This is a genomic window from Lactonifactor sp. BIOML-A5 (genome assembly GCF_009677585.1).
GTDB lineage: Bacteria > Bacillota > Clostridia > Lachnospirales > Lachnospiraceae > Lactonifactor.
Map to the genome: position 1 here is coordinate 69,532 of NZ_WKYV01000007.1, position 12,927 is coordinate 82,458.

The following is a 12,927-nucleotide window of genomic DNA, read 5'->3' on the forward strand; positions in this document are numbered from 1 at the left end:
TGCTGTGAAAGAAGCAAATAGTAATGAGAACCTTCTGGAGGTTAGGAATCTGCAGGTAGAATTCGCCACCAGACAGGGACATATGCATGCGGTCCGGGGCGTGAACTTCTCTCTGAAAAAAGGAGAAATCCTGGGACTGGTAGGAGAGTCCGGATGCGGAAAATCTGTGACAGCCAATTCTCTTCTGGGATTGGTGGGAAAGAAAAAACATGAAATAGTAAGGGGTGAGGCCTGGTTTCACGGAGAAAACATACTGGATAAGCCGGAAAAAGAGCAGCAGAAGCTGCGGGGAAACAAGATCGCCATGATTTTCCAGGATCCCATGACTTCACTGAATCCTGTTCTGAAAGTGGGAAGACAGGTGGGAGAGGTTTTGGAGATTCACCGAAAGAAAAAGAAACAGGATGCCTTAGAGGAGGCAATTATCCAGCTTCAGAAAGTGGGAATCCCCTCAGCAAAAGAGCGGGCGGAGGACTATCCCTTTCAGTTTTCAGGGGGAATGCGTCAGCGGGCTATCATCGCCGCTTCTCTCATGTGTCAGCCGGAGATTCTGATTGCGGATGAACCTACCACAGCCTTGGATGTTACCATACAGGCACAGATTCTGGACCTTTTGAGGGAACTCAGAGATACCTTCGGAGTTGCTATTCTTCTGATCACCCATGATTTGGGTGTGGTAGCGGAAGTGTGTGATACAGTGGCTGTAATGTATGCGGGAGAGATTGTGGAGAAGGCTCCGGTAAAAGAATTGTTTGAACATCCCCTGCACCCCTATACCAAAGGGCTTATGGCCTGCGTTCCGGTTCTGGGGAGAAAAGAAAAGCTGATTCCTATTCCCGGACAACCGCCCAAATTATATGAAGAGAAGGCAGGATGCCAATTCGCAGAACGATGTCCAGATCGGAAGCCGGAGTGCAGCCGGGACACCTCTCTTTTGGAGATTGCTTCCGGACATTATGTTTCTTGCAAGGAGGTGGGCAGGATTGGATAGAGAAATAATACTAGAAATCAGCGGCCTGTCCAAAGAGTTTGCAGTCAAGGGAAGAATGTTTCCCTATAAAAAGGAAATGCTCAAAGCAGTGCAGAACGTTACTTTAACCCTTGAAAAGGGGGAGACCTTGGGGATTGTGGGCGAGTCGGGCTGCGGGAAATCCACGCTTGGAAGACTGATTATGCGTCTGATTGAGCCTACCTGTGGAAGTGTGGTACTGGAAGGAGAAAATCTGATGGATCTCTCCTCCCAGAAACTTCGGAGACACAGAAAAGACTTTCAGATGATTTTTCAGGATCCTTATGCTGCATTTGATCCCAGAATGAGCATAAAGGCAATTCTGGAGGAGCCTCTGCGGACGCACGGCATTCCAAAAGAACAGTGGGAGGAAAGAATTACCCGTATGCTGGAAATGACAGGGATTCCTTTGGATGCTTTGAAACGATATCCCCATGAATTCTCAGGGGGACAGCGCCAGCGGATCAGTATAGCAAGGGCAATTCTGCTGAATCCTAAGGTTATCATAGCAGATGAGCCGGTGTCAGCTCTGGATGTATCCATACAGGCACAGATACTAAATCTGCTGAAGGAGCTGCAGGAAAAATTTCAGATGACCATGATCTTTATCTCTCACAATCTGGCATCGGTCCAGTACGTGAGCCACAGGGTAGCGGTCATGTATCTTGGAAGAATTGTAGAGATTGCCCCATCAGATGCTTTGTATGAACGGCCGCTGCATCCCTATACCCAGGCCCTGATCTCTGCGATTCCCATACCGGTGCCCGGCGCTGGGATGGAGAGAAAGAGGCTGACAGGGGAGGTTCCAAGTCCCATTCATCTGCCCCGGGGATGCGCGTTCAGGATGAGATGTCCCTATGGGGACGAGGCATGTGCCGGAAAAGTTCCGGAACTTACAGAGGCAGAGCCTGGCCATTATGTGGCCTGTGACAAATATAAAAGTGCGGAGGTAATCCATGAAATTTAATACATATTCTATTATTGCCGTGTGCAGAGAGACTGGGTGTATGGGGGGCGCAGCAGCCTCCTGTTTTCCGGGGCTGGGGGCGTTTTCCCCTTTCATCAGAATCTCACACGGGATCATAGCTTCCCAAGGATGGGTAAATCCCTTCCTGAACGAGGACGTTATGGGCAGAATCCAGCGGGGAGCGTCCGCGGAGGAGGCACTGCACAAGGCACTACAGGAAGATAAGGGAAAGGAACTGAGACAGATATCTGTGGTAGACTATAAAGGTAACACAGCGGCATTTACAGGGAGTGAGAACGATCCGGTAAAGCTACATCTCCGGGGAGACGGGTATGTGATAGCCGGCAATATTCTCACAGGTAAAGAGGTGCTCCAGGAGATGGAAGAGGCTTTTCTAAAGACCAGAGGAAATCTGGCAGACCGGCTGATGAATGCGCTGACTGCGGCAGATCGGAGCGGCGGAGACCGCAGGGGAAAACAGGCCGCTGTTATCCGGGTAGATAAGATCCAGGGGTTTCCCTATATAGATTTCCGGGTAGATGATGATCCGGAGGCAGTATCAAAGCTGAATCAAATCTATCAGAAGAATAAGGAGCATATTTTTGAGACTTATGACAGCTGGGTAGATAATGTGAGAAAAGGGATTAAAGGATAACGATTATGTGTGAGGAGAATAAAATGGACATTTTAGATGAGGCAAAGAAGCAGCGGGAGGAGCTGGTTTCCACCAGAAGATATCTTCATCAGCACCCTGAGGCGAGTATGCAGGAATATGAGACGGCAGAATATGTTCGGCGGAGGCTGGACGAGATGGGGATTCCCTGGTTAGAGGCCGGAAAAACAGGAACCGTGGGCATTATAGAGGGAAACAGCCGGGGCAGAATCCTGGGCCTGAGAGGAGATATCGATGCTCTGGAAATGACAGAGCTGAATCAGTGCAGCTATGCGTCGAAACACCCCGGTCTGATGCATGCCTGCGGACATGACGGACATACGGCTGCCCTCTTGGGTGCTGCCGCCTTTTTGCAGGAGCACAGGGATAGAATTCCGGGAAAGATAAAACTGATTTTCCAGCCGGGAGAGGAAAACGGCCAGGGTGCCAGGACGGTAGTGGAAAGCGGCGCAGTGAAGGACGTGGACGGTGTATTTGGGCTCCATGTCTCTAATTCTCTTCCTATAGGAGAGGCAACCATACGAAAAGGGGTGATGTCCTCTGCCAATGATAAGTTCCGTATCTGGATCAAGGGAAGAGGCTGTCACGGTTCCGCGCCGCAAAACGGTGCGGACGCTCTGCTGGCAGGGGCATCTCTCGTTCAGTCCCTGCAGAGTGTGATTACCAGGGAGAGCGATCCCCTGAAGCCAACGGTAATGACTGTTGGGATTTTCCAGAGCGGTACCGCCTTCAATATCCTTCCGGAGGATGCTTATATTGAAGGCAGTATCCGGGTGCTGGAAGAGTGCCAAAGAGCGGTAAACAGAAATGCCATACGCAGAATCGCAGCAGCTACAGCCACTGCTTACAAATGCCAGGCGTCCGTTGACTTTGAAATCACCGCGAAAGTAGTTTTCAACGATCATAGAATGACAGACACAGCTATCTGTGCAGCATCTAAAATATTGGGGGCGGAGGCTGTAAAAGAACAGGAGCTTAGCCTGGGAGCCGAGGACTTTGCGGAATATCTGGAGACAGCCCCGGTAACCTATATGAATATAGGCTCCAGAAATGAAGAAAAAGGAATAGCCTCCCCTCATCATCACGGAACCTTTGATATTGACGAAGACTGCCTGCCCATCTGTATGGCAATGTATATACAGTATGTATGGGAATATTTTGGCATAGAGTAAACAGTATCAAAATAGAATTTAAAAGACAGGAAAGCGGTATCCCGTATGCTTATAAGCGTGCAGGGTACCGCTTTCCTGTCTTTTATATTTCATCTGCTCTTTTTAGGATCTCTTCCAAATGAATCTCCCCCTGCAGGGATCCCGGGCGTTCCACCGCGATGGATGCGGCAGCATTGGCATATCTTGCACATTCCTTCAGCCCCCGATGATTCAGTATTCCATGGATAAATCCCCCTGCGAAAGCGTCCCCGGCGCCTGTGGTATCCACACAGCGGGCATAGGGATAGGCTCTGGTATAAAAACGTTCCCTGGCAGAGGCACACAGACATCCCCTGGCCCCCAGTTTAAGGACAATATGGCCAACCCCAGCCTGAAGAAAAGCCTCTGCTATCTGTTCCGGATCCTTTAAACCTGTCACAAGCCTGGCTTCCTCCAGATTGGGGAAGAGGTAATCCACATAGGGCAGATAAGGCCTCATATCATCGATAGTCTCTTGGTTTTTACGTTTTGTCATATCTGCGCACAGGATGGCGCCGCTCTTTTTTGCTGCCTGAAAAATGACTGTCAGTTCCGGTGCCCTAAGATAAGGAAAGACAAAGATGCTTGCAAAGGATATCAGACTCGTATCGGAGAAAATATCCAGAGGGATATCCTCAAGAGTTAATTTGCGCAGACTGCCTTTTTGACTGGTGATAAAGCTTCTCTCACCGTCAGAATCTACCAGTACCAGATTAATGCCCGTGGAGATAGATTTATCCCGGATGACATGCTCTGTATTGATAAATGTCTGATGGCAGTAGTCCAGTATCATTTGACCGGGTAGATCAGCGCCTATTTTGCTGATGAGTTCTACCGAGTGTCCCAGATTAGCCAGCAGTGCTGCCTCATTCATAGCATCGCCGCCCAGAGACATGGTGACAGACGGCACGGGATGGGAACCAGTTTCAAAGACAGATGCGTCTACCGGGCCGGCCGGGATATCTATAATGGCAGCGCCGATGATGGCAGCGTCGAACGTTTTTAGCATGTGAATGCCTCCTAAGTGGGAAATATCACAAGAATCAGTAGATTTCCTGTTTCTAAAATACTATCTCACAAAAGAGAGAAAGTCAATAAGTCCAAACGGATTCTGCGGACAGACAGGGAAAAATACGAAAACGTACAAAGTTCCTATAAAAACCTATTTACAGCAGAAGTACAGAAAGAAAATGTACACTTTGCATAATAAAGTTACAAAAACAGAGGAAATCGGTTGTTATAATTGTATAAAACAGGAGGTCGATTTCAAGGGAAAGGAGGTCAGGATACGGTATGGAACAGAAGGGAGGGATAAAACACACAGCATTTGGTTTGATATTGGGAAATGAATAGAAAGAAGGAGGAGTAAGAGGATGAAGCAAAAGAAACTGATGTCAGGTTTTTTGGCAGGTGTGATGGCACTTTCTGCGATAACGGCAAACAGCACAATCGTAAGCGCAGAGGGAAATGAACAGGGATTGCCTCAGCCTGTAAAAACCTATTCCTTTGAGAATCAACTGGACGGCAGTTCCATGTACGGGAAAAAGATGGCGGAGTATACGGGTGAGGCTGCCTATGCCGAAGGGCATGAAGGACAGGCTGTCAGACTTGGAGACTATGGTCTGAAGCTGAATCATCCCTATACGGGAGAGGAATACACAGTATCTATGTGGGTCAACCCCTCACAGGCGGTGCCGGTAAATGGCTCCCTGCTGTATATAGGTTCTGCCCTGGGTGCAACAGAACAGTGGGTATCTGTGGCTGGAGATAATAATCAAGTTCTCAAAGTTTGGACAAATGATAAGGTGACCGGTGAGTTTGGATACAAAACACCCATCTCTAATGTAAATCTGGAGAAAAATCATTGGACTTTGGTCACAGTAACCCAGTCTGGCTATGATTTTACCCTGTATCTAAATGGTAGTCCGGCAGGCTCTGGACAGGCGGCCAGGGCGCTGACGGCAGAGAGCAACGACATCAGCATTGGGGTTAATAACTGGGATGATTTATACAAGGGACTGATTGACGAGGTACAGGTATACGATCAGGCTTTGACGCCCTCCCAGGTTTACCAGCTGTATGACTCCAGAAGTGAAGAGGAAATCTTTGAGGAAGAGGGATTTACGGCTGACGAGAGAATTACGATGTATGAGGGAAGCTCCCAGCAGATCCAGGTGAATCTGCCGGGCGGCGTGACAGAGGAAAACGCTGAGATATCTTTTGAGGTTTGGGATGGCACCATAGCTTCTGCATCTGAAGACGGTACCGTACTGGGGCTGAAAGAGGGCAAGACAATGGTGACATCCACGGTGTCTGTGGGAACTGTCACACAGACAAGGGACACAGCGGTGACTGTAGTAAAAAATCCTACAGAGCGGGAAGAGGGCGTGGTGGCTGACTATACAATGACAGCGTCCATAAACGGCGTAATTCCTGACGCTTCCGGTCTTGGGAATGACGCCTCCATTGTAAATCCGGAGACAGTGAAATTCATAGGAGACGGAGACAGGGATGTGATGGAAATCACCGGCAATAAAAGCTATATTACTCTCCCGTCGAAAATCTACGAGAGTCTTACGGATAAAGAAGCGTTTACAGTGGAGGCTACGTACGCAAGGAGTTCAAAATCAGGAGCAGCTTCCTGGCTCTTCTGCATTGGCTCAATTCCCCAGAGTACAGGAACAAACTATATGTTCTATGCCCCATACTTCCAATACAGCGGCAACAGTATCCGGGCAGGAATTAAGAACGCGTCTTCCGAAAATCTGATAAATTCATCCCTGGTGTTGTCCAATGATGAGTACTACACCGTAGACATGGTTTTTGAAAATGGGAAAGTATCTCTGTTTATCGATGGGATAGAGGCGGGACCTGCGTTGGATACCGGCTTTCGTATGGAAGAGATTGTATCTGCAGGGACCAAGGACGGAATCCTGGGATACCTGGGCAAATCCTGCTGGAGTGCAGACAGTAATTTTGTGGGAAAGATTGATTCCTTTAAAATCTACGACAAGGCCCTGAGCGAGGAAGAGATACAGCAGGGGGATCCTGCGTATCAGGAGGCACTGCAGGCAAAGGTGGACGCATCTCTGACAGAAGAAAAGATTCTGGGAAATAAAAATACCGGACTTGATAACGTAAGCTACGATCTCGGTCTTCCTTCAAAGTTAGACGGTCTGGATGTAAGCTGGTCGGCGGATAGTGATCTCATAGCTGCAACCGGAAAGATATATAACGGGGATACTGACCGGGAGGTAACGCTCACGGCAACCGTTACCGCGGGCACACTGAAAGCGGAAAAGCAATTTATCATTACGGTTAAGGCATTCGATGCAACAGCCCTGAAGCAAAAGCTGGAGCAGGCAAATGCGCTGGATCTGAGCAACTTCACAGAAATGTCAGCCAACGCCCTGCGGGATGCTGTGGCGGCGGCCTCCAGAGCACAGACCCAGACAGAAGCAGACGCCGGGATTGCCAAGATAGACCGGACGGTGCAAAAGCTTGTGTTTAAGCCGGAATATCAGGATCCATGGGGGGTAATTGACGCCAGTGCGCCAAAAGAGGAGGCAGTGTATAAAGCCGGCACCTCAGAGAAGCTCTATACAGTTCCTGAGGCGGTAAAGGGCGCGGTGAATGTGACGTATGCATCCGACAATGAAGCAGTGGCAGTTTACAAAGATGGCACAGTAACTGCAGTTGCAAACGGGACCGCAATGCTGACTACGAAAATTGAGGCAAAGAGCAGCGGATTCACCATGGAATACACAACATACGTGATTGTAAGTGAAAAACCAGAGCCGCAGCTGAAACCTGGCTGGAAGCTGTCTGGTGACAAGTGGTACTACTACGAAGACGGGAAGAAAAAAACAGGCTGGATCTATGACACTGCCTACAGGAGCTGGTTTTATCTTCAGGAGGATACCGGAGCCATGGCCACAGGCTGGCTGCTGGACGGAAGAACCTGGTATTATCTGAAGAGTAACGGGGCGATGGCAACGGGCTGGCTGCTGGACGGAAAAACCTGGTATTACCTGAAGAGCAATGGGGCGATGGCTACCGGCTGGATACAGCTGGGGGGAACCTGGTACTACCTGAGGGACACAGGAGCCATGGCCACAGGCTGGCTGCTGAATGGGAATACCTGGTATTATCTGAGAAGCAGCGGAGCGATGGCAACGGGCTGGCTGCTGGACGGAAAAACCTGGTATTATCTGAGAAGCAGCGGAGCCATGGCAACGGGCTGGCTGCTGGATGGAAAAACTTGGTATTACCTGAAGAGCAATGGAGCGATGGCCACAGGCTGGCTGCAGTTGGGCAGCAAGTGGTATTATCTGAAAAATAGCGGAGCCATGGCGGTCAGTGAATGGGTAGGCAGTTATTATGTAAACGGCAGCGGAGTATGGTCAAGAACAAGGCAGACCTCCTGAAGACAGGAGAAGCAGGTATATGGAAAGGAGAAAATATGAAGTTATCAAGTGCAAAACGTATCTTAGCCGGTGGATTATGCGGCATTATGCTTGTATCGGCAGTTCCCCCTGCAGAGGTCCTGGCTGCGTCTGACATCTCATCCGTTGTAGAGTCAAATCTAAATATTAAAGAATCCCAGATTCGCCAGCAGCTGACAGGGGATCTGATTCTTCCGGATACAGTCGAAGGACTGGACGGAGCTTCTATACAGTACAGTGTGGCAGAGGAGGACGCCCCTTATGTGAAGGTGGAAGGGAATACTCTTAAAATTACCCGTCCCTATGCGGGGCAGGGAAATTATGATTTTACTCTGACAGCAACTGTGGCGGCAAATGATGCCAGCTGTGTAAAGGAATTTCCCATGACCATTAGAGAGGGAGATAAGGACGACTCTTATGCGGGATATCTGTACGTATGCTTTGCCAACAAAGGGGGAAGCGACGTGCAGCAGATTCACTTTTTTCTCAGTGAAGATGGTCTGAACTGGACAGCGCTTAACGGCTGTAATCCAGCGTTCCTTGCAGGCAGCGATTATACGGACAGGGTGTATAAAACAGACAATGTAAATTATGCGGTGGCAGAGGAGACTAACATCGAAGAGACCACTGCAGGGGATGCCTCTGTCTTGTTCCCCTTCGAGGGTGAGGATCAGGGAATCCGGGATCCATATATGCTGCGGGGAGCTAAGGCAGATGGCAGTGACTCTGATAAAGTATGGATTCTGGCAACGGATCTCAATACCATGGCCCCCCAATACGGAGGAAACTGGGGCACTATGTCACACGATGGCAGTACCAGCCTTTTCATCTATGAGACAGAGGATTTTGTAAACTGGACAAGGCGCTGGGTAGACGTTGGATCGGAAATAGAAGCAGGAGCTGCATGGGCTCCGGAAGCCATATACAATCCGGAGAAAGACAATTACCTGATATACTGGTCCTGCCGTGTCGCTACAGATGGATATTCCAGAAACCGTATTTACTGCAATGAAACAGACGATTTTGTAACATTTGGTCCTACAAAAATGTATGAGCAGGAAGCTTTTTATAAGAACTGGGGCAAGCTGGTGAATGCCAATGACGGATATGGCAACATTGATACTTCCCAGCTCTGGGTGGCAGACACAGAGACCGGAGATCCTTACGGTACGGTCTATCGGGTGGTCAAGGATGAGACGGACAACCACATAGAACTGATGAGCGCGGACTCTGTTCTGGATCCCAATGTGGATTATGACAGCAGTGATCCCGGAAGAATTACTCCTTATGAAAAGGACGGCACCCTGTTTACTACACTGGAAGAACTGAATGGGGCAGGATATAACGACTATCAGAGGGCGGACGTAGTGTGGAATTGGTTCAGAAATGAGTCTGCAGGCAACCATTTCCAAAAAATTGACCAGGCAGGTATGGAGAAGTACTCCGGTGCCTATGAAGGAGCCACCATGTTCAAGTTCTTTGACCGGGATGAATGGTGTGTCATGATCGACTACTACGGAAAAAACAGTGTGCGCTATGAGCCATATGTGACATATGACCTTTCCCAGCCAGACAGTATCCGAAAGGTTTCCGACGGTTACGGAAGAACCGGCGGTGATGTGGGATGCCATGGGGGAATGATTCCTGTTACACTGGAAGAATACAATACCCTCCTGGATACCTATAACAGCGATGCCGGTGTGGACAATTATCATGCACTCAGCTATATCTCCGTGGATAAAAGAGAACTGGAAGAGGTTCTAGGACAGCTGGATGAGGCGATCAGGGATACAGAACATTATACAGCGGCCAAGATTCAGAAAATGAAAAACTGGAAAAGTCTGGGAGAGTCTTATGCAGAGGATTCCACGGTTTCTTTCGAAAAAATCAGTCAGGTAGTGACAAACGCCAAAAACCTGATGGGAGAGGTAAAACCTGAAAAGTTAAATACCTGGAGCTATGAAGATGGAAACTGGTATTATTACAATGAAGCAGGAGAGAAGGCCAAAGGCTGGCTGAAGCTTCTGGATACCTGGTATTACCTGAAGGATGACGGGGTGATGGCCACAGGGTGGCTGAAGCTTGGAAATACCTGGTATTATCTAAAAGGAAACGGGGCTATGGCTACAGGATGGCAGCTCATTGAAAACACCTGGTATTACCTGAAGGACAGCGGAGCGATGGCCACAGGGTGGCTGAGGCTGGGGAACACCTGGTATTACCTGAAGGACAGCGGAGCGATGGCCACAGGGTGGCTGAAGCTGGGGAACACCTGGTACTATCTGAAGGACAGCGGAGCGATGGCCACAGGGTGGCTGAAACTGGGGAATACCTGGTACTATCTGAAGGACAGCGGAGCGATGGCCACAGGGTGGCTGAGGCTGGGGAACACCTGGTATTATCTGAAGGACAGCGGAGCGATGGCCACAGGGTGGCTGAAACTGGGGAATACCTGGTATTATCTGAAGGACAGCGGAGCCATGGCGTCCAGCCAGTGGATTGGAAAATACTATGTAAATGCCAGTGGAGCCTGGACCAAAACCAGGTAAGACGAAGGGGCGCAATCCCGCAGAGGAACGCGCCCTTTTCAGTTGAAAAGGAAGCGGGGATAAGATTTTATCCTTTCATGTGCCAATAAAATGTGGTATCCTTAGTATACCCGGGGGCACCCGTTTCTGTATGCTCTCCGGACAGGTATCAGAGAATCATGCGCAGAAGGGAAGTATACCAGTGTTTTTTATAATGGGAATCAGCCAGGGAAGAAAAAATATTGAATATGTTAAAACAGTTATCTGCAGCAGCTGCGGAAAATATGGGCGATATGAAGTCTATATGACGTATTCCTGCTTCAGTTTATTTTTTATTCCTTTATTCAAATGGGACAGGCATTACTATGCCGAGACTACCTGCTGCCATACCTTGTATGAGATTACACCGGAAATAGGCCGGCAGATTATGCGGGGAGATGCTGTAGAGCTGAGGGAAGAGGATCTGATTCGTATCAAACGGGGACAGGGAAGCTTTTTGGGGTGGACGAATGAGGCCGCCAAAGGGACCAGGATATGTTCTGACTGCGGATATGAGGGGGAGAAGGATTTTGTATACTGCCCAAAGTGCGGGAAAAGACTTGAGGAGTGATAAACATGGAATATATAGCAAGATTGGGAGAAATTGTGCATGAAGCTGCCGCACCGGCACTGCTTATATGTACGGTGCTGGGACTGATAAACTGCTTCTTCGGACTCCGTCTTCTAAAAATGTGGGTAAGTATGATTGGATTTGGCATTGGCATGACAGGCGGTTATATGCTGGGCATGCATTTTGGCAATACCATAGCAATCGCTGTGATCTGTGCTCTGATAGGGGGGATTCTGCTGGCAACTCTGGCATATTGTATCTACCGGTGGGGAATCTTTCTTCTGTGCTTTTTGATGGGTACAGCAGTGTGTTATCTGCTGATTCATCCTACATCTTCGGGCAGTTTTTTTGTCTGCCTGATGGCAGGAGCCGGGGTTGGCGCTCTGGCGCTGAAGTTTGTGGAACCCGTTATTATTATCAGCACCAGCCTGCAGGGAGGAATTATGGCAGGAACCTGCATAGGCAATCTTCTTCATGCCAGGGAAAAGGGGATGGGATACGCCCTGGGAGTACTGTTTGCCATTCTGGGAATTTTAATTCAGTGGCTTGGATGGAGGCGCAGGCTCCGGGAAGAAGAAATGGAAGAAAATACTTTTCAAGAAGATGGAATTGATGATACAATAGAAGAGCGATGAGAGAAAATACTACATAGAAGGCCGCACTCTGCTGAGTGGGGCTTTTATCAGAAAGGATCATGGAAAGACAATGGACAAGAACCAAGTGTTAAAGAAGCTGCAGATGATGGAGGTTATGTACGTACCATATGCAAGAGCAACAAATATGCCATTTATTGTCTGCGATGAGGAGACGTATAACGATCAGATATTTATATTCAGAGAAGAAAAGGATGTACAGGTTTTCGCCAAAGAATATACTGCTAAGAGTATTCCCCTTATGGGCGTAAAGTTTAAAAATGATCAATTTTTGAATTTTTATACCAGCCTGTTTACAATGGGAGTAAATGCCATCGTATATACTGAGGGTGAGGAAACTGTGGAACTGGAATTGCTGGAGTTGGTGCAGCCCCCGGACTATTCCCAGCTGCCGGAAGAAAAAAGACCCCTTTCCAATCCCCAGCTTCAGCTTACTGGTCTTTATTTTATGCAGGAGCTGCGCAGAAAAGTGGACAATGAGGAAAAAAAGAATCTTCCGGAGCTTGAAGAGGAGATGGCGGCCAACCTGGTGAAGGCCCGTTATATCGTCTCCATGCGGGTTAATGAAAAGGATGACGAGGAAGTGGAGGGGGGCAAAAAATCAGAGGTACAGGTGCCCTTTGTAAAAAATAACAATGGAGAGATCTTTCAGCCGGTATTTACAGATGTGGGTGAATTTAATAAATTTAACAGGGAGAAGAATCTAAAGGGAGTAGTGATGAACTTTGATAAGCTCCAAAGTATTCTTATGGAGCAGAGCAAAGGGATCGTGGTAAATCCTCTTGGATTTAATCTCATTATTTTAAAAGAGCAGATTCCGGCGTTCGTGAAGAGATTTGAACAGGAGTAAAA

10 protein-coding genes are annotated in these 12,927 nt (G+C 48.5%); 9 read left to right on the forward strand and 1 reads right to left on the reverse strand.

Translation table 11 applies throughout. The features are described 5' to 3' along the window. The first annotated feature begins 4 nt into the window (after positions 1–4). Genes GKG41_RS07625 through GKG41_RS07640 form a run of 4 tightly spaced genes read left to right on the forward strand, consistent with a single transcriptional unit; the run spans position 5 to position 3,821 of the window. Positions 5–991, forward strand: a complete 987-nt coding sequence (locus GKG41_RS07625; protein ID WP_347563283.1) for an ABC transporter ATP-binding protein — start codon at positions 5–7, stop codon at positions 989–991. After that, positions 984–1,976 (forward strand): oligopeptide/dipeptide ABC transporter ATP-binding protein, encoded by a 993-nt coding sequence (locus GKG41_RS07630; RefSeq protein WP_279233615.1) that lies wholly within the window; start codon positions 984–986, stop codon positions 1,974–1,976. The genes GKG41_RS07625 and GKG41_RS07630 overlap by 8 nt, the downstream gene beginning before the upstream one ends. Further along, a complete protein-coding gene (locus tag GKG41_RS07635; protein WP_154257943.1) occupies positions 1,966–2,631 on the forward strand; it encodes a DUF1028 domain-containing protein in 666 nt (221 codons plus the stop codon). The genes GKG41_RS07630 and GKG41_RS07635 overlap by 11 nt, the downstream gene beginning before the upstream one ends. Positions 2,632–2,654: 23 nt before the next feature. Continuing rightward, positions 2,655–3,821, forward strand: a complete 1,167-nt coding sequence (locus tag GKG41_RS07640; RefSeq protein WP_173015538.1) for an amidohydrolase — start codon at positions 2,655–2,657, stop codon at positions 3,819–3,821. Between the two features lie 82 nt (positions 3,822–3,903). On the opposite strand, the gene GKG41_RS07645 is transcribed toward GKG41_RS07640, so the two are convergent. Next, complete coding sequence (locus tag GKG41_RS07645) at positions 3,904–4,848, reverse strand: sugar kinase (RefSeq protein WP_154257945.1); 945 nt, start codon at positions 4,846–4,848, stop codon at positions 3,904–3,906. A 364-nt stretch (positions 4,849–5,212) separates the two neighbouring features. Between GKG41_RS07645 and GKG41_RS07650 the strand changes: the two genes are divergently transcribed. The 5 genes from GKG41_RS07650 to GKG41_RS07670 all read left to right on the forward strand — a co-directional run bounded on the left by GKG41_RS07650 (position 5,213) and on the right by GKG41_RS07670 (position 12,925). After that, complete coding sequence (locus GKG41_RS07650; protein WP_154257946.1) at positions 5,213–8,266, forward strand: LamG-like jellyroll fold domain-containing protein; 3,054 nt, start codon at positions 5,213–5,215, stop codon at positions 8,264–8,266. A 35-nt stretch (positions 8,267–8,301) separates the two neighbouring features. Beyond that, complete coding sequence (locus GKG41_RS07655; protein ID WP_173015537.1) at positions 8,302–10,833, forward strand: immunoglobulin-like domain-containing protein; 2,532 nt, start codon at positions 8,302–8,304, stop codon at positions 10,831–10,833. 181 nt (positions 10,834–11,014) lie between these two features. Further along, positions 11,015–11,422 carry a zinc ribbon domain-containing protein gene (locus GKG41_RS07660; protein WP_347563282.1) on the forward strand — a complete coding sequence of 136 codons (408 nt, stop codon included), beginning with the start codon at positions 11,015–11,017 and terminating at the stop codon, positions 11,420–11,422. Positions 11,423–11,427: 5 nt separating this feature from the next. After that, positions 11,428–12,057: a DUF4203 domain-containing protein gene (locus GKG41_RS07665; protein WP_154257948.1), complete on the forward strand. Its 630-nt coding sequence runs from the start codon at positions 11,428–11,430 to the stop codon at positions 12,055–12,057. A gap of 70 nt (positions 12,058–12,127) precedes the next feature. Next, positions 12,128–12,925: an SseB family protein gene (locus tag GKG41_RS07670; protein WP_154257949.1), complete on the forward strand. Its 798-nt coding sequence runs from the start codon at positions 12,128–12,130 to the stop codon at positions 12,923–12,925. Positions 12,926–12,927 lie beyond the last annotated feature (2 nt).

Bases quoted from the DNA above. Each gene is read 5' to 3' on its own strand.
- GKG41_RS07665 (WP_154257948.1), top strand. From the start codon at position 11,428: ATGGAATATATAGCAAGATTGGGAGAAATTGTGCATGAAGCTGCCGCA.
- GKG41_RS07670 (WP_154257949.1), top strand. From the start codon at position 12,128: ATGGACAAGAACCAAGTGTTAAAGAAGCTGCAGATGATGGAGGTTATG.
- GKG41_RS07635 (WP_154257943.1), top strand. From the start codon at position 1,966: ATGAAATTTAATACATATTCTATTATTGCCGTGTGCAGAGAGACTGGG.
- GKG41_RS07640 (WP_173015538.1), top strand. From the start codon at position 2,655: ATGGACATTTTAGATGAGGCAAAGAAGCAGCGGGAGGAGCTGGTTTCC.
- GKG41_RS07650 (WP_154257946.1), top strand. From the start codon at position 5,213: ATGAAGCAAAAGAAACTGATGTCAGGTTTTTTGGCAGGTGTGATGGCA.
- GKG41_RS07645 (WP_154257945.1), bottom strand. From the start codon at position 4,848: ATGCTAAAAACGTTCGACGCTGCCATCATCGGCGCTGCCATTATAGAT.
- GKG41_RS07655 (WP_173015537.1), top strand. From the start codon at position 8,302: ATGAAGTTATCAAGTGCAAAACGTATCTTAGCCGGTGGATTATGCGGC.